This is a genomic window from Chamaesiphon minutus PCC 6605 (genome assembly GCF_000317145.1).
Lineage (GTDB): Bacteria > Cyanobacteriota > Cyanobacteriia > Cyanobacteriales > Chamaesiphonaceae > Chamaesiphon > Chamaesiphon minutus.
In genome coordinates this window covers 2,600,258-2,623,992 of sequence record NC_019697.1, presented here as the reverse complement: position 1 = coordinate 2,623,992, position 23,735 = coordinate 2,600,258, and the positions used below count along the sequence as shown (strand labels likewise).

The window sequence follows — 23,735 nt, the reverse complement described above, 5'->3', positions numbered from 1 at the left end:
TTTCCCCTTTCCCCTTTCCCCCTCCTCAACATGACAAATCCACCCTCTCCCCGCCCACCAGCTATCGATCGATCTCCACTGCGGTGGTTACGCCAAAATCTATTTAACACTTGGTACAACGGCATTTTAACCCTAATCTTGGGTGGTTTCATCCTCCAAGTATTAGCGGCGGCAGTAACTTGGATTGCCACGAAAGCTAAATGGGCGGTAATTAGCGAAAATTTACCCCTGTTGCTAGTCGGTAGATATCCAGCCGAACAGTCCTGGCGGCTGTGGTTGGTGCTGCTGCTGGCGATCGGGTTGCCAGTGAGTATCTGGGTCGGGCAACGGCGGCGATCGCCTCGGATGGGCTGGATTTACGCCTTCTGTGCGGCGATTGGCATCAGTTGGTTGTTGGGTGGGGGGTTTGGTTTAGTCCCCGTTGAAAATAGTTTGTGGAATGGGTTATTACTCACCCTATTGGCGGCGAGTATCAGTACTGTACTGGCTTTTCCGCTGGGCGTATTGTTGGCGTTAGGGCGACAAAGTTCCTTACCAATTTTGCGGATCGCTTGTACGATTTATATCGAACTGGTGCGTGGACTTCCACTGATTGGGATTTTATTCATGGCACAATTTTTATTGCCATTGCTATTACCTGGAGATTGGCGGTTAGATCGACTGGCGCGGGCGATTGCGGGCTTAATTCTATTCAACGCGGCATATCTAGCAGAAACAGTGCGCGGTGGTTTACAATCCTTACCACGCGGACAAATTGAAGCCGCCAAGGTATTAGGATTGAGCGCGCCATTGCGGTTGTGGCTGATTGTCTTACCCCAAGCCATCCGCATGGTAATTCCGGCGATCGTCGGTCAGTTTATTGCCATGTTTAAAGACACTTCCCTGCTGGCACTGTTCGCCCTAGCGGAGTTAACCGGAATTGCTCGATCGGTTTTAGCCCAACCAGATTTTATCGGTCGCTATGCAGAAGTATATCTATTTATCGGCTTAATTTACTGGATCGTCTGTTTCACCCTCTCCCAAATCAGTCGTCAGCTAGAGGTTAAGGGTTAGGGAAAAGGAAGCTGAGTAGCCCTGTTTTTATCAGCTCAAGTGTTTGTTATGACAGGATTCGATCTTGCTGGTTTGCCTCATTCCTAATCGAAATGACTATATCAATTCAGCAATGTCCTCATTCCATTCTCGTAGCCATTTCTGTGGGCGGTGCGAAAGTTTTGTAATATCATCATAAAAGTTTGCTTCTTCTAAATTTGGGCAATATCTAGAATCGCCGATTGGAGTAATTATGATTGCTTTATCTTCAAATTGGTCAGCCGTAATATCCACTATTAGATTGGAGGATTGCACCCAACAGTGGTCGAAGAAAAGACCATCGGATCTACGAAATCCAAAACAACCTTTTTGTGTACCTTCATATTCTCTAGCAATCGGTCTTCCTGCCACTAATCGCCATGATGGGCAATTACCCACATTTAAGATTGCTTTTAGAAAAATTGACGTGTAGCGGCACATATATTCTGAAGTCGTCTTTGGTTGAGGATCTCCCCACGACTGATGTAATAAAAGCCATCGCGGTTCCAAAAATTGTCTAGCTTGCGAACATAAATTAAGAAGGTCTGATTGCATACAACTCCGATAATTACGCTTGCCGATCGTTCCAATCGATATATGAAAAAATCTCAAATGGGTTCTATAAGTTCGGTAGAACTATTTTTTGGTAAAAAGCCAAAAATCACAATTGGCAATACAAAAAGGTTCAACCCTACTCCCTTCCCACCAAAAGAATATAGATAATAGACCTGTTGGGAAATAACCCCGAAAAGCCCCAAACCTGGTTTAGTCTATTGTTTTAGTTGGTGGTGTAGATTTATCCTTGTTACTTCCACATTCGACTATCAAACTGAAACTCTAGTACCTGTTCCGTCTGTAATTGTAGGTCTGGATGTTCAGGATTGATTAAATAATTGTACTCAACTGGGATGATTGCAGAAGGCACTTTCAATACTGGATATTCCATTGTTCTGAGCCATTTACGCCCGATTTCTTGGAGAATTGGGTAAGCGGCGACATCTTGCCAGTTGACTGGTAGATCGGTAATTTCTAAAATTGGTGTGGTATCTGGAATAATGGCACTGACACAAGCGAGTGGGATATCTGTTGTTTCGCTGTGTACAAATACTTCGAGGCTAGCTAGTGCCAGACTTTCTGATGTGTAGGAAATCTTGTAGCCTTGGGGATGCCAACGACCACTGGTGTAAAGTCCACCGACTCCAGAAAAGACTGTTTCAATATGTTTATGAGCAGTGATCCGCCAAACTCTCACTAGCCGTAAATCCCATATTCAACGCGATAGAGAATTTCTTCTACTTGTTTGGCACCTTCGTCGGTAGAGAGAGCCGCAAGAGGGGTGATACCTGCCAAGCTATTTTTAGGGGTATGCAACCATTTTAATGCTCGATCGGTATCTTCAAATAGATTAATGGCTTGTTGAGTGATGCGATTAAATCTGTTGAATCGATCGACCACGAGAGGATTTAAAATCGCGTTATCTTTCCGCAGACGAGCTTGATTTCTGGGCGAGATGCCAAAAATCTGTTGTCTGAGATTGCTATCTAGTTGGAAGCGTTCGGCAGTTTCTTCGATGGTATCGTATCGGAGCGGAGTTGGATCGAGAGACTTGGTTATCAAATTTGCGATCGACATAAGCTTTGCGACTTTTTTGCCAGATGTCTTAATTATACCTGCCAATAAGTCGATCGAGTATCTAGCCGATCGACTTATTGGCTCAGAGAGATCGTGCTGGGAAGATTATCGTTTGACAGCGAGTAAACTCGCGATCGAGGTGTTCCGCGCTGATATATCTCGTAAAATTCAGTGGGGAGTCGATAGGGATAGCCGGAGAGAATGACGTTTATTTCGTCAACACTCAATCTAGGTGGGTGTAATTGACCCTTCGCGTATAGTTCTTGATTGAGTTCATAAATGCGTTGTGATGAGAGTTCTGTTCTTTCTTCCTCTGGTTAATAAATTATCTCCATATCTTCCACAGTAGCCTATGAGTACGTTGTTGCGAGGATTTTTCTCTGCGGCAATCGCAATTCGATCGATTACATCATTCATTGACATGGGAGATACTTAAGTTTGTGAGATTGTCTTATTTTTACAGAGTTCTATAGGGTTATCAATATTGACAAGCCAAAGTCTAGCAAATATTCTGACGACTCGATCGCGTAGCCTGTCATTCGAGAATCTTTGTTAATCCGGTGGATGATAGCCTATAATTGCCAGAACTCGACGCATATTAACCACACCATCACGATTGATTTGCAGCAGCGCGATCGTGCTGGCGATCGCTGGCTTAGGGTAACTAGGGCGATCTCTAATATTCTGACAACTTGTGGCTAATCTTCTGTCGTAAATAGTTGAGTGAGATCTTGTCTGCCATCTACAACACGAACAATCTCAACTTGAATCTCGGTGACACGATAAAAAATGATGTACTTCTCAACCAGCAAGCCTCGGATATTGGGATCGAGGTGAGGATATGGCTTGCCAAGATTTGGGAACTGAGTCAGGTTATAAAACTTTTGGTTGAGTTTCTTGAATAACCGTTCTCCTGCTTCAACATTGGTGTCAAGAAAGTATTGAGATCACCGATCTAGGTCGCAGGTATTACTGGGCGCGAGGATAAAATTCATGAGAGCCGCGTTTGCCGTGCCGTCTGAAATTGCTGAAGATATCCCGCCATCACTGTTTCACCATCAACGCCCTCGCCGCGTTCGCGTAGCGTCGGCTTTGCCGAATCGAGTTCGGCGATCCCAATGGCGATTTGTTGACGAGTTTCTTCAATCCAGGCTTGATGCTCGGTATCGAGACGAGCGAGCAATTGCAGAGCGATCGCTAGGACTTCCTCCGCATTACTATACCGTCCAGTATCCAGATGATTTTGAATAAGTTTTTCGTGCTCAGGGGTGATTGTCACCATAGATTATGACGATCGGGCAAAGCCCACACTTCGTGAATGAAGAGGACATCTCTATTGTAACCACTCTGACATAGCTACACGTCAAAATAGATCGATCCAGATCGCATTTTTACCCAAATATGCAACAAGATAGCATGACCACCAAAACGATTTTTTCGATGCACTCGTGGGGGGTACCCGCAGTTAAGGAATCCAACTTTTTCCATTCTTAGCCGCTCCGGTGGAGGATCGATATCTGAGATGATGGCGATCGACTTAGAATACAAAGAATATATCGCTCTCAATAGTTCTCGGTTAACAACTGCGATCGACCTCTCATTACTCCCCCTCTCCCCATCCCCTCATGCAAAACACCTCCCCTCCTACTCCGGCTCCAATTATCGTCGCTGAATCCGTTCATAAGTGGTACGGTCAATTTAACGTGCTGCGGGGCGTGAGCCTGTCTGTCTACCCTGGCGAAGTGGTGGTGATTATGGGGCCATCTGGATCGGGAAAATCGACCTTTATTCGGACATTTAATGCCTTAGAAGACTATCAACAGGGGACGATTACGATCGATGGGATCGCAATTTCCGACGATATCAAACATATCGATCGGATTCGCCAAGAGGTGGGGATGGTGTTTCAGCAGTTTAATTTATTTCCTCACCTCACCGTCCTCGAAAACGTTACCCTCGCGCCGATGTGGGTGCGAAAACATCCCAAGGCACAGGCGGAAGCAGCAGCCATGCAGTTATTAGAACGGGTAGGGATTTTAGCCCAAGCACGGAAGTATCCAGGACAATTATCTGGCGGACAGCAACAACGGGTAGCGATCGCCCGTGCGTTAGCGATGCAGCCGAAGATCATGTTATTTGACGAACCCACGTCGGCTCTAGATCCAGAAATGGTGCGGGAGGTATTGGAGGTGATGAAGTCCTTGGCGGGATCGGGGATGACGATGGTAGTCGTCACCCACGAGGTGGGATTTGCCAGGGAAGTAGCCGATCGAATTGTGTTAATGGATAGTGGTTTGCTAGTAGAAGAAGCTAATCCGATCGACTTTTTTCAACATCCCAAAGAAGAACGGACTCGCCAATTTTTAGCCCAGATTCTCTAGCTAGAGAACTCTGATTGACCGAATGGCGGGGCGCAAGCCCCCGCTTGAAAGCGTGGGATCTAGCCTAAATTTCAGGACAATTCGATCGATGATTTCTACCGCGCCCCGATCCCACAAATGAGCATTGGTCAGATCGATCGTCACCCGTTCGACTACTTCCCCAAAATCAAACGCTCCCAAAAAATTCCTCCTTCGATAAAAAGAAAATTTGACCGCTAACTTTGTAGATCCGCTGACTGCCATCCTCACTTAATTCTCAATCGACAAACACTAACTTAGCTATTTTCCGGCTAAAGGATACCGTACTCAAGATAATCCCTGTCGCCTATATTAATTATCTAGAGCAATTTATTCGATCGCGGCAATGGCAAATGCTATGTTTTGCCAAAACCTTCTCAGTTACCCTCTGGAACGGCCAAGATCCAGTTCGAGCGTTAGTAGGATTAATTCCCTAATTTATTTTAATTAATTTGCAATACTTGCATTGCAGTTTTAATCAATTTAAAATAATAAGGCTTAGTAATATCGATCGACTTAATTTCCTGCGCCCCAATTAACTCCGCAACCTTGTGACCCTTATTTATTACTAAAGCTTGGCCTTGAGCATTGACAATCGTCAGTCGCTCTTTGTCAGGAGACATACTGCAATTATAATCTCGCTCTTGATAATTAAACTGATAAGTTTTACTGGCAACTGGTAAGCGCACGCTGACAATTTCTAACTCGATCGCGCGTGAATCTTTCCAGTTATTTTCTTTGAGTTTGTAAGCAATATCTAAATAGCGCGGTAATGGAAAATAATCGCCAAATCGCCACGCGATCGCTTTAATTCCCTGGGGAAATTCTGGCGTATTGACGGTAAATTTGAGATGTCCTTTGCCGACAATTTTTTGCTCGATGACGCGGACATTTGCCGTCCAAAATACCGGATCGGGATTCTCCATTCCACAGGGATGAATCGCGTCGATCTGTTCGTACAGCGACATGTTAATGGCTGCTAGATCGGCCTCGGCATCAATTTTGACTAAATGCTTGAGATGTTCGATTTCTAAGCATTTATGGGCAAATTCGCTCAATCTATGTTGAAATTTCTCTAGATTCTCAGTTGGCATCGAAAAGCCCCCTGCTGCGCGATGTCCGCCGTATTTACCCAACAGATCGTGACAGTATTCTAGAGCGTTAAACACATTAAACTCTGGAATGCTGCGCGCCGAACCGCGAATGTGCGGATGAAATCGCGCTGAGGTTTCCGTCTGGCGACACGTCTCGCTTCGTATCTCCTTCGGAGAGGCTTCGCCAACGCCTACAGCGTGCGTTTCACCAAGCGGATGCTCGTCCTCATTGGTTCCAATAAATACCGGAACGCCATAGCGTTCGACTAATCGCGAGGCGACGATGCCAATGACGCCGTGATGCCAGCCAGGATGGACGATAACCAGCACGCGATTTTGTTTGAGATTATAATTGCCAGTTGCAATCAGATCGATCGCTTCTTGTTCGATCCGCGCGCACATATCTTGGCGTTGTTTATTAACTTGTTCGCATTGAATCGCCCTAGCAAGAGCGACACCCATATCTTCAGTAGTGAGTAAATTAATAATAATCTGCGGATCGTCAATTCTCCCGATCGCATTAATCCTCGGCCCCAATCTAAACCCGATATCTTCTGGCTTCATCGCCATACTTTTTGCCGTCGTGCCCCCTTGAGTTCCAGACATTTCAATTAAGGCTTGAATGCCAACAACTTGCGACTTTGGCAATAGTTGTAAACCCTGTTTGACCAACCGCCGATTGATTCCTGTCAGTGGTGCTAAATCGGCGATCGTACCTAATGTAAATAACTCTAATAGCTCATCGCTTAAAGATGGTTTTGCTAGCCGCTGAGCTAATTCTAAAGCCAATAGATAAGCAACTCCCACACCCGCGATCGCACGATAAACCGATGACTCGGCAATTAGTTTCGGATTGAGAATCGCCTGTGCTGGCGGTAATTCTTGGGGTAGATCGTGGTGATCCGTGATAATCACCTGTAAGCCCAATTCTACCGCTCTAGCGATCGCGGCAACTGCCGAGATGCCATTATCCACCGTGATAATCAGTTTCACCCCTTCAGCATGAAACTCCTCCACAATCCGCTTATTAATCCCATACCCATCCGACATCCGACTGGGAATTGCATAATCTACATCCGCACCCAAAGCCGAGAGTGCGCGCAAAAGTAGGGCGGTACTAGTCATGCCATCCGCATCGTAGTCCCCACAAATCGCAATCTTAGACTTATTTTCGATCGCGTCCACCAAGATATCCAGACTAATTTCCAAATCGGGAAATTCCGTCAATGGCGAAGGTAGTACCGCCGTCTCTGGATCGATAAACAACTCGGCTTGCTCGACTGTCTCAATCCCGCGATTTATCAATACCTGCGCCAGCAATGGCGATGTCGCTTCTCCATCTGTAAGCGTAATTCCCGCAGCTAATTTGGCAGCCTGGGAACGATTGCTTGGTGCTATTTGCCAGCGATGTTGGGGCAGCATAATAATTTTGGCAGTTGCAAGTTGAATTTTAGCGATCGACTCATACTCATGGCCGATCGGACTTATCTTCTAATTATGCAACGTCCGCTCCCACCGCGTTTCAATATTTTGAGCATATATTCAGCTTAATATTAGATCGCGACCCAAGTTTCTCGTAAAAATCGGGTCGATCTCGATCGCTAATTTAGGCCGCTAAGTAGGGATAATCTGTATAACCTTCAGCACCTGAAGAATAGAATTTAGAAGGGTCTGGCGCATTCAGTGGCGCATTTTTGGCAAACCGTGTCGGCAGATCTGGATTAGCCAAGAACGATGTCCCAAAAGCCACTGCATCTAGCTTCCCATCCGCGATCGCCGCTTCGGCTTCCTCGGCACTATAGCCCATATTGCCGATAATCGTACCGCGATAGATCGATCGCATTGGCGTCATCACATCGCCCTGTTGTTCGCCCAAGAAATCGGCGCGCATGACGTGGAGATAGGCAAGATTGTAGTCATTGAGTCGATTCGCCAACCAACTGTAAGTGGCGATCGGATCGCTGTCTTTCATACTATTGTAGCTATTGAGCGGCGAAACTCTGACGCCTACTCGATCGCTACCCCAAACATCACTCGTCGCCGCTAGTACTTCTAGCAACAACCGAGCGCGATTTTCGACAGCACCACCATAAGCACCGCTGCGGTGGTTCGAGCCATCGCGCAAAAATTCGTCTAATAAATAACCATTCGCGCCGTGGATTTCTACACCGTCGAATCCTGCTGCTTTAGCATTTACCGCCGCTGCTTTAAAGGCAGCAATAATCGTCGGAATTTCGGCATCTTCCAACGCGCGGGGCGTTACGTGTGCGACTTTGCCGTTGGGTGTATGAATTTCATCATTGGTAATCGGAATCGCACTCGGAGCCACTGGAATTGCGCCATCATTCATTAGCGGATGGCAAGATCGCCCGCCATGCCAGATTTGGAGCACGATCTGACCGCCTTTGGCGTGAACTGCGTCGGTGACTTGTTTCCAGCCAGCTACTTGCGCGTCATTATAAATCCCTGGCTCCGTCCAAAATGACGAGCAACCCGCCATCGCCGCAGTGGCTTCGGCAATTACTAATCCCGCACTCGCCCGTTGGCTGTAGTGTTCGGCCATTAGAGCTGTCGGTACGTGGTCTTTGTCTGCCCGACAGCGAGTCAATGGTGCCATCAGAATGCGATTGGGGAGAGTCAAAGCTCCCATTTTCAGCGGTGTAAATAGATGGGTCAATGTCATAAGCTAACTAAATTAATGAAGAGCTGGATTAGTCTGCTGTAGTAAATTCGGTAGTTCGATATTCCCGAATTAACAAACTATATCAACTTACATGGCATAATGCAAGTAGGGCAGTGTCGATGTTAGTTTTGAACCAAAAGGAGACATCATCCTGAAGGTCTCTTTTGGAGAATTTCTTGAATATCGGACAAATCATCTCTTCCCCCCGCTCCCCGCTCCCCGCTCTATCTCCATACCATGCGACCCTTCTATCATCCCCAAGCTGAAGATATTACTCTTGTCGGCGTGCTATACGCATTAGGCGATCCCGTGCGATTGCAGATCGTCCACCGACTAGCCCAGACGGGGGAATTAACTTGCTCGGATCTAGACTGCGCTGTTGCTAAATCCACCATGTCCCATCATTTCAAGATTTTGCGCGAATCGGGACTGGTATTCACCCGCAAAGAAGGTACTCAACATATCAACACCCTCCGCTCTGACGATCTCAACAGACTATTTCCAGGATTATTAGCAGTAGTTTTGCACGCGCCAATTAATACTCTGGCATAGATATCGATCGAGCTTGCAATAATCGATCGTCTCCATCCTCGACCAAATTTGCGACAAGTCAGTAGTAGGGTGGGCACTGCCCACCACATAGGTTTCTGGCAATCTCCATCTAATAAATATTTGCGCCCAGCTACTTATCGAAAAATTATCGATCGCTTTCAATCTAAGTTACTTAAAGGTAAGATATCTCAGCTAGACCCCTTTTTCACTAGGCTCGAACTTGCATGAATGATGTCGATCGCCAACGAGTTGCAGACTTCCTAAATAAATGGTTGGGTTCGGAAGGGAACGAGCGGGCAAATTATCAAACCTTTTTTGGCGATTTGTGTGTGGCTCTAAATGTGCCAGCACCACCCCCAAAAGGCAGTGAGGAAGGCGATCGATACTGTTTTGACAAAAACATCAAATTTTTCAGTGAGAAGGCTGAGACGACGCGATTTGCGGACTTCTACAAGGAATCTCACTTTCTGATTGAGGCGAAGCAGGGGAGTACTAATTCGAGCAAAGGGCACGGCAAACGGGGGACGAAGGGCTATCGGGATGAGATGCAAAAGGCATTCAACCAGGCGAAATCTTACGCCTATAATCGGATGTTGCCGTCGTTACCGCCGTTTTTGCTGACTTGCGATATTGGTTCGCATTTTGAGGTATGGCAAGGGTTTAGCGGGGAGTATGGGAGTTATGGGGCGCGTCAGACGATTAATCTCAAGGATCTGGCGCAACCGGAAATATTTGACAGGTTTGTGGCAATTTTCACAGATCCGCAATCGCTCAACCCTGAGAAATATCGGGCGCGGGTGACGCGGGAAGTAGCGGCGGAATTGGCGAAGTTGTCGCGGTGGTTGGAGGAGCAGGGTTATGAAGCTCATGCGACGGCGAACTTTTTGATGCGGTGCATTTTTACGATGTTTGCCGAGGATGTCGAATTACTCAAGGGGGAGGTATTTACCAAGGCATTGCGCGATCGATGGATACCCAATCCGCACACATTTAAGCCCGAAATCGAACAGCTCTGGCAAACGATGAATACGGGTGGTACCTTCGGCTTCGAGCGGATTTTGCGGTTTAATGGGAGCTTCTTTGAGGATGCGACGGCGTTTGAGTTGCCCAAGGAGCAGTTGGAAGTCTTATACGCAGCGGCGGCGAAGGATTGGAGTCAGGTAGAGCCAGCGATTTTTGGGACGTTATTAGAACGGGCGTTGGAGAAGAAGGAACGCAGCCGTTTAGGGGCACATTATACACCGCGATCGTATGTCGAGCGGTTGGTGCGTCCGGTGGTAATGGAACCATTGCGCCAACAGTGGGATGAGGTGGAGTTGGAGTTACGGCGGATTTTAGTCACTCCAGAGGGGAAGGAACCGACGGGGTTGCAGCAGAAGAAGGCAGAGCAGGAAATCGCCCAATTTTTGACGCAATTACGTCAGGTGCGAATTTTAGATCCGGCTTGCGGTACCGGGAATTTCTTGTACGTGACGCTGGATTTATTGAAGGGGTTGGAGCAAGAAGCGATCGCGCGGCTGGTAGATGTGGCGGGAAATGTCCAATTAAATGTGTTGGAACAGGTGAATCCAGCGCAATTTTTGGGCATCGAAATCAATCCTAGAGCAGCCGCGATCGCAGAGCTGGTAATCTGGATCGGGTATCTCCAATGGTATTTCAAACGCTATGGCAATGCCGCACCGCCAGAACCCGTACTCCAAGCCTTCGGGAATATCGAATGTCGGGATGCGGTGTTGGCTTATGACGGGCGGGAGCCAGATCTAGATCCGAAAACGGGTGAGGTGCGATCGCGTTGGGGTGGGAAGATGATGAAGCATCCAGTGACGGGTGAGGATGTGCCAGATCCACTCGATCGAGTTGTTATTTACAAGTATCTTAATGCGCGGGCTGCGGAATGGCCAGAGGCAGATTATATCGTCTCAAATCCGCCGTTTATTGGAAAAATAAACATGCGTGAATCACTAGGAGATGGGTATACTGAAACATTAAGACGTATTAATAAAAGTATTCCTGATTCTGTAGATTTAGTTATGTATTGGTGGAATCAAGCTGCTGAATTAACCCACCAGAGTAAAGTCAAGCGTTTTGGTTTTATATCTACAAACTCCATAAGTCAAACATATAACCGTCGAGTGATTGAATCTTATTTAGAAGCAAAGAAAAATCCGCTTAAATTATTTTTTGCTGTACCAGATCATCCTTGGATCGATGCTCAAGATGGAGCATCTATTCGTATAGCGATAACTGCCGCTACTACGATGATTCAACCTGGTACATTAGCTGAAGTAATAGCTGAAGCTAAGAATTCTAACGAGGAAGCATCTTTATTATTTAGCTTTAATTACGGTTGTATAACGCCGAGCTTAACTGTTAATGTGGATTTAGCTTCTGTCAAATCCCTGAAATCTAATTCAGGAATGGCTTGTGTTGGCTATCAGCCAACAGGTCAAGGTTTTATAGTCGATCGAGAATCGGCTAATAAACTTAATATAGAATTAGGTTCAAAAGATAGTGTGATTTTGCCTCTTTTATCAGGCAGAGATATTACTCAAAAACATCGAAATCTGTACGCAATTGACTTGTTTGGATTAGAGATCGAAAAAGTCCAAGAAGAGTATCCACTGATTTTTCAGTGGTTAATCGATAGAGTCAAGCCAGAAAGAGAACAAAACAATAATCCAACTTTACGTAAACACTGGTGGACTTTTGAAAAGAGCCGTAATACTTTTCGGCCAGCCATCAAAATAATCAATAGATTTATCGTTACATCTTTAACGTCTAAGCATCGGTTTTTTACTTTTGAGATGTCGCGGACTATTGCAGATAGTACCACTGTTATTTTTGCTTTGGATAACGGATTTCATTTTGGAGTTATATCGAGCCAAATCCACGTATTATGGGCTACAGAGGCAGGAAGTAGACTAGGTATCGGAAACGATCCTCGATATATAAAAACGGTTTGCTTCGACCCCTTCCCATTTCCAGATCCTACCCCAGAACAAAAGCAAAAGATTCGAGAATTGGGCGATCGATTAGATAGCCATCGCAAACAAGTTCAAGCCGCCCATCCCGACATTACCATCACCGGAATGTACAACCTGCTCGAAAAACTCCGCGCTGGCGAACCATTTACCGATGCCGATCGAGCTTACAACAATCGCGCCCTCGTCTCCACTCTCAAACAAATCCACGACGACTTAGACACCGCCGTATTCGCCGCCTACGGTTGGCAAGACTTAGCCGGAAAACCCACCACCGAAATCACCGAAACCATCCTCGAACGTCTCGTCGCCCTCAACGCCGAACGCGCCGCCGAAGAACGCAACGGACACATCCGCTGGCTCCGCCCCGAATACCAAGCCCCCGAACAGGTGCAATCCACCCAAACCACTCTGGCAGGTATTGGGGATGAAGCAGAAACCATTACAACCCCCGTCGAACAGCAAAAATGGCCTAGTCAACCAAAAGACCAACTCGCCGCCATCCGCGACCTGTTACGCAGCAGCAGCGGCGCATGGACGGTGGTGCAGATTGCCAACCAATTTACAGGCAAAAATACCCAGAAGAAACTGGAGGCGGTGGGCGAAAATCTCGATCGACTAGAATGGTTTGGGCTGCTGGTTAAACGTGAGGATACAGGCATCACCTACTGGCAATATGCCGAGCTACAACAAACCGCTTAGATAGATCGACTACATGACTGTCAAAATCGAAATCCCCGTCATCTATCACACATCGAAGCATTGCCACTCCTTGTTAGAGATCTGGCACACGGTAAACCAAAAACTTGATACCTCCTCAGACTTGACCCTTGATTTTCAAAAGTGCAGCTTTCTGAGTCACCTTGGGGTAGCGTTTCTTGGTGGACTCAGTCATCACGTTCGCTCGAAAGGCGGACAGTTAAACTTCGACTGGGAGACATTACAGCCCAAAGTTCACACTAATCTCGCTCAAAATGGATTTTTGTTCGGTTTCAATCGAGGGATAGAGCCTTGGAGTGGCAATTCTATTCCTTATCGCCAAGATCTAGACCAGAACAAATGTGCTATAATGGAATACCTGCTAAATAATTGGTTAGGAAAAAGCTGGGTCAATATCAGCTCTGGCTTACAGGGTGCGATCGCTGGTAGTGTGTGGGAAATCTATGCTAATGCCTTTGAACATAGCAACTCCTCGCTTGGTGTGTTCAGTTGCGGGCAAAACTACCCCAACAAGAAAGAGCTACACCTAACGATTGTTGATTTTGGTCAGGGCATAGCCAACAACGTTCGATCTCTATCCCAAAATCAATCGTTAGATTCAGCCCAAGCCCTAGAATGGGCATTTCAACCTGGAAACAGTACCGCCATCAAAACCTTCAAAAGAGGGATAGGGCTGAGTACATTACAGAACTTCGTTTCGACCAATCGAGGTAATCTGAAAATATTTAGCAATGACGGATACGTCAACATCAAAGATAATAAAGTTATATATGAAAAAAGAACGCTCGATTTTCAGGGAACACTGATAAACATAGCCTTCAAATGCGATGAGTCATATTACTGCCTAGCATCAGAGGTTACTAGCGGGGTGAAGAAACGATTTTAGAAACAGGGGAGAAAAAAGCAATGCGTTACATCGTTTATGAAATTACCGGACAATATGCAATTTCGTTTGACGACGGACAACAACTCTTCGATCTGATTCACCCCCAACTCCAGACGGGACAAACTGTAGAGCTTGACTTTGAAAGAGTCACAGTTTTTGCATCAGCATTTTTCAACGTAGCTATCGGACAGCTTTTGCAAGATATCCCCTCTGATACTCTCAACGAGAAACTTATCATTGAGAATCTATCCCCTCACGGTGAAACCGTTCTGTCACAAGTCATTGAGAACGCCAAGCCTTACTACTCAGATCCCGCTCATCGTCAAGCTGTCGATACAGTTATGGAAGAATATGCCGCCAGCTTCTAGATTATGACGATCGATCTCAAGGTTGAAGCTCAGGTAATTGATATTTTATCCGATCGCCCACAGCAATCGGATATATTTTTAGTAGATACTAACGTCTGGATTTGGCAAACTTACCCTAATGCCAAAAATTCATCAAAAATTCGAGAATATGGAGCTTATCTCAAAGCCGCTCGGCAAAATGGTTCAACCTTGTCCTATTGTGGGCTACTGCTGGAAGAATTAGCCCACGTCATTGAAAGAACTGAGTGTGAGATTTACAACAAAAGAAATAACCTGTCTCTGACAGCCAAAGAATTTCGCCATAATCACCCCAACGAACGTTCTAAAGTTGTCAACTTACTCCAAACAGCCTGGATGCAGATTCAATCTTTGGCAGTACCTATTAATGAACTGATAGTTGATGAAGATACTACAAATGCAGCACTAGCTCGCTTTCAAACCCAAGCTCTGGATGGCTACGATCTATTTATTCTAGAAGCCATCCATAAAGCTAATCCTGGACAAGTCAAAGTCCTCACTGACGACATGGATTACTCTACTGTCCCAAATATTCAGTTATTCACTAGTAATTATCAGGCAATTCGATCGGCAAAAGCAAAAGGCAAATTATTACGCCGTTAGCTATTTAACCTCGACCCAACAAAGATCGCCAGTTATGGCAGTCGATCGAGCTATAATCTCATCAGATCTGAACCGATCTCGATCCCATTACAGAAAATTAACATCCAGGCGATTCCTAGCTATGCGCCTGTAAATCTAGATATAATTCATACATCAGCACGCTGACAAACTTAGGACAGAGAGGGTGAATGTCATGAATGTTTTTACTCGGTATATCTAAAAATTTCCACTAGCAATAGTGTCAGAAAAAATTCATCCAAGTCCTAGTGCTATATCCTTCACCCTTAAATTCATTAACTAGGGGTACATGGTTTAAACTCATCTGTGGTGCTAGCTTTGGGCACTTACCAGCCATCCGCAATCTCGCGATTGCCTATACATTAGCTGGAGCTGATTGTATCGATGTTGCTGCCGACTTAGCGGTAATTACCGCCGCTAAAGATGGCATCCACACCGCTCGCAAATTAGCCCAGGCACATCGAGATTCGGGAGATCCAATAGTAGATATCCCGTGGCTGATGGTGAGTTTAAATGATGGCATAGACCCACATTTTCGGAAAGCAGAATTCAACCCATCCCAATGTCCGATCGATTGCCCGCGTCCGTGCGTGCGGATTTGTCCGGCTGATGCGATCGCCTTTACTAGCACTCAGCAGGGGGTCATCGATAGTCGGTGTTATGGTTGCGGTCGCTGTTTGCCAATTTGTCCGTTAGGACTGATTGTAACCCACGATCGCACGGCAACTCCCAGTAGTATCCTTCCCTATCTCACGGCGGAGGACGGTATCGACGCGATCGAAATTCATACTCAGCCGGGTCATTTAGATGACTTTCGGCAGTTGTGGAGCGTCTTGGCACCAGCCGCACACCATCTTAAATTGCTGGCGATTAGTTGTCCCGATAGCGACGAATTAATCTCGTATCTGCGATCGCTCCACGCGACGATCTCCGCCACTTACGATCCTCACCCACTCCCCTTTACACTCCTTTGGCAAACCGATGGTAGGCCGATGAGCGGGGATATCGGCGCGGGGACGACTCATGCCGCAATTAAATTGGGTGAAAAAGTCTTAGCCGCCAATCTCCCAGGTTACGTGCAACTAGCAGGTGGTACCAACCATTACACCGTCCCCAAGCTACGGGAACGCGCACTTTTGCCGCCAACTGACAACAAACACATTCATGGTGTGGCTTACGGCAGTTACGCACGGGTCTTATTGTCGCCCCTGCTGGACAAGTTGGACGCACGCACCGATAATCCAGGGAGATTGGAAGCGCATTCAGACTTAATGGTTGCGGCTGTGACGATCGCGACAGAGCTAGTCGGGCAATTGAAGGGAGAATCTGCCCATAATTTTAGTTAATGATGCAGTTAGGCAAGGATAAAACGATGCCAGGATCTCGGAGTGAATCGGCGAGCCAGAAACAAGCAAAAAATCACCAATAACAACCCGTAATGGACGAAAATTTAAGTTTGGGTAGAATGCAAATTACCGATGACCTCAGCCAATTATTGGCGGTGTTGCCGGAATCGATTCGGATCGCTTTAGAAAACCATCCTAAACTCAGCGTACTAATTGAAGTAGTGATGGATCTGGGGCGTTATCCTGAGGCGAGATTTGCCGATGGAGCAGAATATCTCAGCGATGTTGCAGTAACCAGAGCCGACATTCAGCATTGTGTCGATCGACTGGGCTTATTTAGCGGCGACAATCGGGCGGGTATCGAGCGCACCTTGCACCGAATTAGCTGTATGCGCAACCGCACAGACGAAATTATCGGGTTGACCTGTCGCGTGGGTCGCGCCGTCTATGGCACGATTAATATGATTCGCGATCTCGTCGAAACGGGCAAATCGATCCTGATGTTGGGTCGTCCTGGGGTGGGCAAAACTACCGCCCTACGGGAAATCGCGCGGGTATTAGCCGACGAATTGGGCAAACGGGTTGTCATTATCGATACGAGTAACGAGATTGCAGGCGATGGTGATATTCCCCACTCGGCAATCGGTCGAGCCAGACGGATGCAAGTCGCACGTCCCGAGCTTCAGCACCAAGTGATGATCGAAGCCGTCGAAAACCACATGCCCGAAGTCATCGTCATCGACGAAATCGGTACGGAGCTTGAAGCTTTAGCCGCTCGCACGATCGCCGAACGCGGCGTCCAATTAGTCGGTACCGCTCACGGCAATCGCCTCGAAAACCTGCTCAAAAACCCCACTCTCTCCGATTTGATCGGCGGGATTCAAGCCGTCACCCTCGGTGACGAAGAAGCGCGCCGCCGCTCCTCCCAAAAAACCGTCCTCGAACGCAAAGCACCGCCCACCTTTGAAATCGCTGTCGAAATGCACGAACGCCATCGCTGGGTCGTCCACGATAGCGTCTCCGAAATGGTGGATACCTTATTGCGCGGTCGTCAACCGACGACTCAAGTCCGCACGGTAAATGAAGCTGGCAAAGTCTCGATCGTCCGCGAACTGCCCGAACCAGCCAAAAACGGCCTGATGCCCGCGCCAAATATCCCCGCAACGAACGGTGGCTGGCGATCGAGCGGGCGGATGTCACCCATGCCTAGTACTTTAGCCACCAACGCCTCTCAAACCACTCTAGAGGCCGATCTGGGCTTTTCGCAACTCTTAGACCAAAACTGGGACAGCGATGAAGCCATGATGTCTGCGGGAATGGCGACAGGGATTACCGTTGGTGCCAATGGCGAAGAATTACCGCTGCATGTCTACCCCTATGGCATCGGTCGCGACGAATTGGAGCAGGTAATTGAAGTCCTCAATCTACCTGTCGTCCTCACCAAAGATATGGGTAGTGCCGATGCCGTCCTCGCACTGCGAACCCACATCAAAAATCACGCCAAACTACGCCAAATTAGCAAAGTACGCCAAGTACCGATCTATAGCGTCAAATCTGGCACGATTCCGCAAATCACCCGCACCTTACGGCGAATGCTGCATATGGACGATCCGGGCATCCCCGAAGAAGCCGATCTGCGGTTATTCACCCAGAATGCCAGCGAGGATGAGGTGGAAGCATTAGAAGAAGCCCGATTGGCAGTCGAACAAATTGTCATCCCCAAAGGTCAACCCGTCGAATTGTTGCCTCGATCGAATGCCGTCCGCAAGATGCAACACGAACTAGTCGAGCACTATCACCTTAAATCTACTAGCTTCGGCGAAGAACCCAATCGCCGTCTGCGGATTTTCCCAGCTTAGATTTAGGCATTAGGTTTTAGGTCTGAACATAAAGGCTTTAGGCTTTAGGTATTAAGAGTTCTCTTTGAAGAAAGAGACGATTCATATCTATAATTTCTCTTCTAAAGCCTAATCCCTAAAACCTAAAACCTAAAGCCTAAAACCTAAAACCTAAAGCCTAAAGCCTAAAACCTAAAGCCTAAAGCCTAATCCCTAAAACCTAAAGCCTAAAACCTAAAGCCTAAAGCCTAAAGCCTAAAACCTAATCCCTTGACAAGCACAAACCCGATCGAGTAGATTAGAAAATAGTATGGGGCCATAGCTCAGTTGGTAGAGCACTACAATGGCATTGTAGGGGTCAGGAGTTCGAGCCTCCTTGGCTCCATTGAAATTTAACAATAGAATAGTTATGAATTGGCTGGGATGACTTACAGTAAGTAACAGCAAACACGCTTATAAGTCATCTAGATTCAGCTAATGAACGTCCAATCCATTCGGTTTAGCGAGCGCAGTGCAGATATCGACCTCGATCGACTCCAAACGCTTCTAAATAGAAGTGCATTTTGGGCGGTCGATCGACGAGTTGAAGATCTTAAAATTGCCATCGATCGTAGCGAACCCGTGGTTTCAGCGTGGGATGAAGACAAACTAATTGGGTTTGCCAGAGCCACATCTGACGGTATATATCGGGCGACAATCTGGGATGTGGTCATCGACCCCGATTATCAACGGTTGGGCTTAGGACGTAAGTTAGTCACAACGGTGCTCTCGCATCCTTGCATGGAGCGAGTCGAACGCGTTTATCTATTTACCACCCACCATCAAAGTTTTTACGAGCGGCTCGGTTTTATCACTAACAGCAGCACTACCATGGTGCTCCATGCCTCACAGTCGAGTGCAACAAACGCAGCCGCAAATTTAGATGGGATTGAAGCTTAGAAAATATCCCGATCGGACTTAAGAAACATTACACAAATATTTATTTAACGGTACTACTGTTGTTACCCTAATTTTAAAGTGGGTCATCGATCGTTATCTTAAGGACAACATTACCGACTCCATCGAAAGTATACGCTCCTAGACTTCTCTCCCAACTCCCCGCTCCCTGCTCCCCGCCCCCTGCTCTCACACCCCAACTATTAACATTTGTAAACATTCTGAGGACAAATCTTAATTAAATTAGCTTTGTCGAAAGAGCTAGAACCACTATGCGTCTAGTCGTGTGGCGGTTTGAGCCGATTTATGAATGCGAAATGAATCTAGTGGGATCGCCTTGCCTCGGAGGTTGTAAGCGGATAACATAATGCATGAGATTATTTAAAAAATAAGAATTTTCGTAGACACCTATTTTAAGGAGGATCGTAGTCGATGGGACTACCCTGGTATCGCGTGCATACAGTCGTCCTGAATGACCCAGGTCGGCTGATATCCGTACATTTAATGCACACAGCTTTAGTTGCTGGTTGGGCTGGTTCGATGGCTTTGTTTGAATTATCAAACTTCGATCCTAGCGACCCAGTTTTCAACCCAATGTGGCGACAAGGCATGTTTGTCATGCCCTTCATGGCACGTCTTGGGATTACCAAATCTTGGGGTGGTTGGAGTATTGTTCCAGGTGAATCGGCAGCAGATGCTGGCTTCTGGTCTTTTGAAGGTGTTGCTACCGCTCACATTATCCTTTCAGGGATGCTGATTTTGGCATCGATCTGGCACTGGGTTTATTGGGACTTGGAACTGTTTACAGATCCTCGCACTGGCGAGCCTGCACTAGATTTACCCAAAATGTTTGGGATTCACTTGTTCTTATCTGGCTTACTCTGCTTCGGCTTCGGAGCGTTCCACCTGACTGGTCTATTCGGGCCAGGAATGTGGGTATCCGACCCATTTGGTATCACGGGGCATGTCGCGCCTGTCGCGCCAGAATGGGGGCCGTCTGGGTTCAATCCGTTCAATCCTGGTGGCGTAGTCGCTCACCATATTGCCGCAGGTACAGTCGGGATTATTGCTGGATTATTCCACCTCACAGTGCGTCCGCCCGAACGGCTTTACAAAGCTTTGCGGATGGGGAATATCGAAACCGTACTTTCTTCTAGTATCGCCGCAGTATTCTTTGCAGCTTTTATCGTTGCTGGTACCATGTGGTACGGTAACGCAACTACACCGATCGAATTATTCGGCCCGACTCGTTATCAGTGGGATAGCGGTTATTTCCAACAAGAAATCCAACGTCGCGTTCAGTCTAGCGTCGAAGATGGTAAAACTGAAGCCGAAGCTTGGCAGGCAATTCCTGACAAACTCGCTTTCTATGACTATGTAGGTAACAGCCCTGCTAAAGGCGGTCTATTCCGGACTGGCCCGATGAACAAAGGTGATGGTATCGTTCAAGGTTGGCAAGGACACCCAGTATTTAAAGACTCTGAAGGTCGCGTACTGAGCGTGCGTCGTCTACCTAACTTCTTTGAAAGTTTCCCTGTAGTCTTGACTGACTCTGAAGGTGTGGTTCGTGCAGACGTACCGTTCCGTCGGGCAGAATCGAGATACAGCTTCGAGCAAGCTGGAATCACTGCTAGCTTCTACGGTGGTGCTCTAAATGGTCAAACATTTACAGACGCTACTCAAGTCAAGCAGTTTGCCCGCAAAGCTCAAGGTGGCGAAATCTTTGAATTCGATCGTGAAAAACTTGGATCTGACGGTGTATTCCGTACCAGTCCTCGCGGTTGGTTCACTTTCGGTCATGCTGTATTCGCTTTATTCTTCTTCTTCGGTCACCTCTGGCATGGTTCGCGGACGATCTACCGCGACGTATTTGCTGGTGTAGAAGCCGATATGGAAGAGCAGGTCGAATTCGGTCTGTTCCAGAAATTGGGAGACCCAACTACTCGGAAAAAAGAAGCTTAAGCATCTGAAGTTGTGAGGATAAGGGGTTTGAGATTTGGTTGCTCCGATCGCTAACCCTTATCCTCCGACCCTTGTTACACTAAAAGTAATCTCATAGGACTCTGACAATGGAAGCAACTATTTATATTTTGGTAACGGCACTAGCATTGGGTACAGTCTTTTTTGCAATTACGTTTCGCGAACCTGCGAAAATCCCCCGCAAAAAATAAACAACAATTCAGTTTAGTCACAATCTGAGCTAATCTAGAGAAATCTCTAAGCAGCTCAGATTTTGCTTTTTAGGGGGTTTTAGGCTTTAGGCTTTGGGCTTTAGGTAGAAGTCAGAAGGCAGAAGGCAAGGGATAGGAAACACTCGCATCTACCCATCCACCCATCCTACGGTGGTACAGTCCACCCATCCACCCATCCACTCCGCGTCCCCCAGTCCCAAATGCAATGTTCGTACTGCCAATATACAGATAGTCGGGTCTTGGAATCTCGATCGACAGAAGCCGGACAGAGTATTCGCAGACGGCGGGAGTGCTTGCGCTGCAAACATCGCTTTACTACTTACGAACGATTGGAATTCGTTCCGGTTACCGTCATTAAACAAGATGCGCGGCGAGAATATTTTGACAGATCTAAACTGCTACGGGGGATAATCCACGCCTGTCAGAAAACCGGACTCACCCCCGATACACTAGAATCGATCGTCGATGATATCGAATCTCAACTCCAAGCGCGTGCTGTCAGAGAGGTGACAACCGCTGAAATCGGCGAGCTAGTATTGAGAGAGTTACGCCCGTTGAGCGAAGTAGCCTATGTTCGATTTGCATCTGTCTACCGCCAATTTCAAGGCATTCGCGACTTTGTAGACACGTTGCATCAGTTGAATGAAGTTAGGGATCGGGAGCGTTGTGAAGAGTCTGAAGTTACTAGAACTGCTGTGGGGTTGGAAACCCCCGCTAGTGTTGCAAAGTCCGCCTTCGCAGACTAGGAAATTCAGTATTCTGAAATGGGTTTAATCAGGTAAGAAAGTAATAAATTAGAGACTTCGCGTTCAAACTGACTATTACTGACAAAATTGGGATGTTCGATGACAGCAGCATGACATAAAGAGTCAACAGTTTGACTCAAAATGAACACCGTCAGATCGATATTTTGCGGCTGGATCGCATCGCGCCATCGTTCGAGATATGTCCGCAACAGTTCGGCAATCCGTTCGTCTGCTTGCATTTGCTCGGATCTGCCAGAACGCGGAATTTCCTCGCTCAATACTTGATGTAACCGAGGATTAATGGCATGAGCCGCCACTACTGCTGAGATGATTTCGGGAATTACTATTTCTAATGGCGAGTCGATCGATCGATTGAGCTTTGTTGCTACTAATTCGGCCATTTCCTGTGAATGTTGCTCAATCAGAGCCGTCATTAGCGATTCTTTGTTCGGGAAATACTGATAGAGCGAGCCGATACTAATCCCCGCGCGTTCGGCAATGCGATTGGTGTTGGCTTTATCATAGCCTTCCTCTACCAAAATGCGAGCAGTTGCCTCTAAAATCGCTTCGAATGTAACTCTCGAGCGATCTTGCTGTGGCAGTTTACGAGGCGTTGTCGTAGGTTTACGCGGCATGAGAGCACCTAAATAGAACGCGAGTTGTCAATACGAGTATTAGCTCATATTATATAATTATTCGGAGATTGAAACAGTATGAACTTACCTAAATACCGTGTGTTTGTGTGTACCAAACAGCGCGCCGCCGATGGTACTGGCGGCTGTTGTTGTAGTGCGGGTGCCCTAGAGATTTACGATCGATTTCAATCGGAAATAGCAATGCGCCAATTGGAGGAGCGTGTAGAAGTGCGAAAGTCAGGATGTCTGGATCGGTGCGAAGCGGGCGCAGTGGCTCTAGTTTATCGCACTAACTGGCGTGAATTTGCATGGTTGCCGCGTAAAATCCGCATGAAATTACAGCGATTGTTATTTCCCAATCGGACGTTCTACGGTCATCTGACGAGTGAAAATATCCCCGATATCGTCGAAAGCCATTTAATCGCCGGAAGACCGTTAAAACGCTGCGAGATTGCTGGCGATCGCTAAATTAGGAGGCTATTATGACCGCAACAACAGAGCTAAATCATGTGTATTTTATGTTATTGAAAACAACTGCAAGTTGGCTTCAAATTCCGACGCTACAAAGATTTGAGTTTATCGACGAGATAATTAAGCCAATTCTCGATCGACACCCTGCCGTCAAAATGCGGTTCTTTGATTCTGAGGCATTTTTGGGGCGATTTACAGATGTAATGAGGTGGGAAACAGCGGATATAAAGGAGTATCAAGCCTTAGTCGAACAGCTCAGAGAGACACTATTTTGGGGCACGTATTTTGAAATTGTCGAGATCGTACCTGCGAGCGAAAATGCTTATGCTATTTTTAATGAAGTCTCCTCTATATCTGAATTAGTAAAATGAAAACAACTTGTAGCTGCTGCTACTTGGCAAGAAACTGTTATCTAAAGGATTGCAATCGATGGGGAAATGGGGAGTCGATTTAGATTAGATTGCACGATCGAATACCGCACGATTGAAATCGTCGCTCGTGTTGCAAAGTCCGCCTACGCGGACTAATATCCCTAACCCGCGTAGG

Annotated in this window: 22 protein-coding genes, 1 tRNA gene and 2 pseudogenes; 16 read left to right on the top strand and 9 right to left on the bottom strand. The window is 46.8% G+C overall.

The annotated features are described in order from the left end of the window. Positions 1-30: 30 nt before the first annotated feature. A complete protein-coding gene (locus tag CHA6605_RS12145; RefSeq protein ID WP_015159732.1) occupies positions 31-1,053 on the top strand; it encodes an amino acid ABC transporter permease in 1,023 nt (340 codons plus the stop codon). Between the two features lie 96 nt (positions 1,054-1,149). Here the strand turns inward: CHA6605_RS12145 and CHA6605_RS12140 are convergent, their stop codons facing one another. The 5 genes and pseudogenes from CHA6605_RS12140 to CHA6605_RS12120 all read right to left on the bottom strand — a co-directional run bounded on the left by CHA6605_RS12140 (position 1,150) and on the right by CHA6605_RS12120 (position 3,985). Further along, positions 1,150-1,626 (bottom strand): hypothetical protein, encoded by a 477-nt coding sequence (locus CHA6605_RS12140; protein WP_015159731.1) that lies wholly within the window; start codon positions 1,624-1,626, stop codon positions 1,150-1,152. 250 nt (positions 1,627-1,876) lie between these two features. Then, positions 1,877-2,323, bottom strand: coding sequence for an RES family NAD+ phosphorylase (locus CHA6605_RS12135; protein ID WP_015159730.1), 447 nt, complete (start codon positions 2,321-2,323; stop codon positions 1,877-1,879). Continuing rightward, positions 2,323-2,703: an antitoxin Xre/MbcA/ParS toxin-binding domain-containing protein gene (locus CHA6605_RS12130; RefSeq protein WP_015159729.1), complete on the bottom strand. Its 381-nt coding sequence runs from the start codon at positions 2,701-2,703 to the stop codon at positions 2,323-2,325. Before CHA6605_RS12130 ends, CHA6605_RS12135 begins: the two co-directional genes overlap by 1 nt. Before the next feature lie 698 nt (positions 2,704-3,401). Then, a pseudogene (locus tag CHA6605_RS37275) lies at positions 3,402-3,617 on the bottom strand (type II toxin-antitoxin system RelE/ParE family toxin); the annotation flags it as partial. Positions 3,618-3,694: 77 nt separating this feature from the next. After that, complete coding sequence (locus CHA6605_RS12120; RefSeq protein ID WP_015159728.1) at positions 3,695-3,985, bottom strand: ribbon-helix-helix domain-containing protein; 291 nt, start codon at positions 3,983-3,985, stop codon at positions 3,695-3,697. A 343-nt stretch (positions 3,986-4,328) separates the two neighbouring features. Here CHA6605_RS12120 and CHA6605_RS12115 point away from each other — a divergent pair, with 343 nt between their 5' ends. Then, on the top strand, positions 4,329-5,084 hold the full coding sequence (locus CHA6605_RS12115; protein ID WP_015159727.1) for an amino acid ABC transporter ATP-binding protein: 756 nt from the start codon (positions 4,329-4,331) through the stop codon (positions 5,082-5,084). A gap of 63 nt (positions 5,085-5,147) precedes the next feature. Here CHA6605_RS12115 and CHA6605_RS37270 read toward each other — a convergent pair. From CHA6605_RS37270 to CHA6605_RS12100, 3 genes and pseudogenes are all read right to left on the bottom strand, one after another. Then, positions 5,148-5,406 (bottom strand): annotated as a pseudogene (locus CHA6605_RS37270) (sodium-independent anion transporter); the annotation flags it as partial. Between the two features lie 139 nt (positions 5,407-5,545). After that, positions 5,546-7,618, bottom strand: coding sequence for a single-stranded-DNA-specific exonuclease RecJ (locus CHA6605_RS12105; RefSeq protein ID WP_015159726.1), 2,073 nt, complete (start codon positions 7,616-7,618; stop codon positions 5,546-5,548). Positions 7,619-7,802: 184 nt separating this feature from the next. Then, entirely contained in the window at positions 7,803-8,873 is a 1,071-nt protein-coding gene (locus tag CHA6605_RS12100) for an alkene reductase (RefSeq protein ID WP_041549217.1), read from the bottom strand. A 243-nt stretch (positions 8,874-9,116) separates the two neighbouring features. On the opposite strand from CHA6605_RS12100, the gene CHA6605_RS12095 reads away from it, so the two are divergent. The 12 genes from CHA6605_RS12095 (at position 9,117) to nrdR (ending at position 22,083) form a co-directional block, all read left to right on the top strand. Beyond that, positions 9,117-9,431, top strand: a complete 315-nt coding sequence (locus tag CHA6605_RS12095; protein ID WP_015159724.1) for an ArsR/SmtB family transcription factor — start codon at positions 9,117-9,119, stop codon at positions 9,429-9,431. Between the two features lie 224 nt (positions 9,432-9,655). Then, the gene (locus CHA6605_RS12085; RefSeq protein WP_015159723.1) at positions 9,656-13,114 is read left to right on the top strand and encodes a DNA methyltransferase; all 3,459 of its coding nucleotides are present in this window, start codon (positions 9,656-9,658) and stop codon (positions 13,112-13,114) included. Positions 13,115-13,127: 13 nt separating this feature from the next. After that, complete coding sequence (locus CHA6605_RS12080) at positions 13,128-14,018, top strand: chemotaxis protein (RefSeq protein WP_015159722.1); 891 nt, start codon at positions 13,128-13,130, stop codon at positions 14,016-14,018. Between the two features lie 20 nt (positions 14,019-14,038). Further along, positions 14,039-14,386: an STAS-like domain-containing protein gene (locus CHA6605_RS12075; RefSeq protein ID WP_015159721.1), complete on the top strand. Its 348-nt coding sequence runs from the start codon at positions 14,039-14,041 to the stop codon at positions 14,384-14,386. A gap of 3 nt (positions 14,387-14,389) precedes the next feature. Continuing rightward, a complete protein-coding gene (locus CHA6605_RS12070) occupies positions 14,390-15,007 on the top strand; it encodes a hypothetical protein (RefSeq protein ID WP_015159720.1) in 618 nt (205 codons plus the stop codon). 266 nt (positions 15,008-15,273) lie between these two features. Continuing rightward, entirely contained in the window at positions 15,274-16,371 is a 1,098-nt protein-coding gene (gene ldpA, locus CHA6605_RS12065) for a circadian clock protein LdpA (RefSeq protein ID WP_015159719.1), read from the top strand. A gap of 92 nt (positions 16,372-16,463) precedes the next feature. Further along, on the top strand, positions 16,464-18,230 hold the full coding sequence (locus CHA6605_RS12060; RefSeq protein ID WP_015159718.1) for a R3H domain-containing nucleic acid-binding protein: 1,767 nt from the start codon (positions 16,464-16,466) through the stop codon (positions 18,228-18,230). Between the two features lie 291 nt (positions 18,231-18,521). Further along, a tRNA-Ala gene (locus CHA6605_RS12055) sits at positions 18,522-18,594 on the top strand. A 92-nt stretch (positions 18,595-18,686) separates the two neighbouring features. Continuing rightward, complete coding sequence (locus CHA6605_RS12050) at positions 18,687-19,148, top strand: GNAT family N-acetyltransferase (protein WP_015159717.1); 462 nt, start codon at positions 18,687-18,689, stop codon at positions 19,146-19,148. A gap of 429 nt (positions 19,149-19,577) precedes the next feature. Then, positions 19,578-21,107: a photosystem II chlorophyll-binding protein CP47 gene (gene psbB / locus CHA6605_RS12045; protein WP_015159715.1), complete on the top strand. Its 1,530-nt coding sequence runs from the start codon at positions 19,578-19,580 to the stop codon at positions 21,105-21,107. Positions 21,108-21,214: 107 nt separating this feature from the next. After that, a complete protein-coding gene (locus CHA6605_RS12040; RefSeq protein ID WP_015159714.1) occupies positions 21,215-21,316 on the top strand; it encodes a photosystem II reaction center protein T in 102 nt (33 codons plus the stop codon). A 221-nt stretch (positions 21,317-21,537) separates the two neighbouring features. Next, entirely contained in the window at positions 21,538-22,083 is a 546-nt protein-coding gene (nrdR, locus tag CHA6605_RS12035) for a transcriptional regulator NrdR (RefSeq protein WP_015159713.1), read from the top strand. Positions 22,084-22,088: 5 nt separating this feature from the next. On the opposite strand, the gene CHA6605_RS12030 is transcribed toward nrdR, so the two are convergent. Further along, positions 22,089-22,718 (bottom strand): TetR/AcrR family transcriptional regulator, encoded by a 630-nt coding sequence (locus CHA6605_RS12030; protein WP_015159712.1) that lies wholly within the window; start codon positions 22,716-22,718, stop codon positions 22,089-22,091. Positions 22,719-22,796: 78 nt separating this feature from the next. Here CHA6605_RS12030 and CHA6605_RS12025 point away from each other — a divergent pair, with 78 nt between their 5' ends. Next, complete coding sequence (locus tag CHA6605_RS12025) at positions 22,797-23,186, top strand: (2Fe-2S) ferredoxin domain-containing protein (RefSeq protein WP_015159711.1); 390 nt, start codon at positions 22,797-22,799, stop codon at positions 23,184-23,186. A gap of 14 nt (positions 23,187-23,200) precedes the next feature. Then, entirely contained in the window at positions 23,201-23,560 is a 360-nt protein-coding gene (locus tag CHA6605_RS12020; RefSeq protein WP_015159710.1) for a darcynin family protein, read from the top strand. Positions 23,561-23,735 lie beyond the last annotated feature (175 nt).

Excerpts from the sequence above, each read along its gene's own strand:
- CHA6605_RS12145 (WP_015159732.1), top strand. The coding sequence starts at position 31 with ATGACAAATCCACCCTCTCCCCGCCCACCAGCTATCGATCGATCTCCA.
- CHA6605_RS12030 (WP_015159712.1), bottom strand. The coding sequence starts at position 22,718 with ATGCCGCGTAAACCTACGACAACGCCTCGTAAACTGCCACAGCAAGAT.
- CHA6605_RS12115 (WP_015159727.1), top strand. The coding sequence starts at position 4,329 with ATGCAAAACACCTCCCCTCCTACTCCGGCTCCAATTATCGTCGCTGAA.
- CHA6605_RS12130 (WP_015159729.1), bottom strand. The coding sequence starts at position 2,703 with ATGTCGATCGCAAATTTGATAACCAAGTCTCTCGATCCAACTCCGCTC.
- CHA6605_RS12105 (WP_015159726.1), bottom strand. The coding sequence starts at position 7,618 with ATGCTGCCCCAACATCGCTGGCAAATAGCACCAAGCAATCGTTCCCAG.
- CHA6605_RS12120 (WP_015159728.1), bottom strand. The coding sequence starts at position 3,985 with ATGGTGACAATCACCCCTGAGCACGAAAAACTTATTCAAAATCATCTG.
- CHA6605_RS12075 (WP_015159721.1), top strand. The coding sequence starts at position 14,039 with ATGCGTTACATCGTTTATGAAATTACCGGACAATATGCAATTTCGTTT.
- psbB (WP_015159715.1), top strand. The coding sequence starts at position 19,578 with ATGGGACTACCCTGGTATCGCGTGCATACAGTCGTCCTGAATGACCCA.
- CHA6605_RS12140 (WP_015159731.1), bottom strand. The coding sequence starts at position 1,626 with ATGCAATCAGACCTTCTTAATTTATGTTCGCAAGCTAGACAATTTTTG.
- CHA6605_RS12085 (WP_015159723.1), top strand. The coding sequence starts at position 9,656 with ATGAATGATGTCGATCGCCAACGAGTTGCAGACTTCCTAAATAAATGG.
- nrdR (WP_015159713.1), top strand. The coding sequence starts at position 21,538 with ATGCAATGTTCGTACTGCCAATATACAGATAGTCGGGTCTTGGAATCT.
- CHA6605_RS12095 (WP_015159724.1), top strand. The coding sequence starts at position 9,117 with ATGCGACCCTTCTATCATCCCCAAGCTGAAGATATTACTCTTGTCGGC.
- CHA6605_RS12080 (WP_015159722.1), top strand. The coding sequence starts at position 13,128 with ATGACTGTCAAAATCGAAATCCCCGTCATCTATCACACATCGAAGCAT.
- CHA6605_RS12040 (WP_015159714.1), top strand. The coding sequence starts at position 21,215 with ATGGAAGCAACTATTTATATTTTGGTAACGGCACTAGCATTGGGTACA.
- CHA6605_RS12020 (WP_015159710.1), top strand. The coding sequence starts at position 23,201 with ATGACCGCAACAACAGAGCTAAATCATGTGTATTTTATGTTATTGAAA.
- CHA6605_RS12070 (WP_015159720.1), top strand. The coding sequence starts at position 14,390 with ATGACGATCGATCTCAAGGTTGAAGCTCAGGTAATTGATATTTTATCC.
- CHA6605_RS12050 (WP_015159717.1), top strand. The coding sequence starts at position 18,687 with ATGAACGTCCAATCCATTCGGTTTAGCGAGCGCAGTGCAGATATCGAC.
- CHA6605_RS12025 (WP_015159711.1), top strand. The coding sequence starts at position 22,797 with ATGAACTTACCTAAATACCGTGTGTTTGTGTGTACCAAACAGCGCGCC.
- CHA6605_RS12060 (WP_015159718.1), top strand. The coding sequence starts at position 16,464 with ATGGACGAAAATTTAAGTTTGGGTAGAATGCAAATTACCGATGACCTC.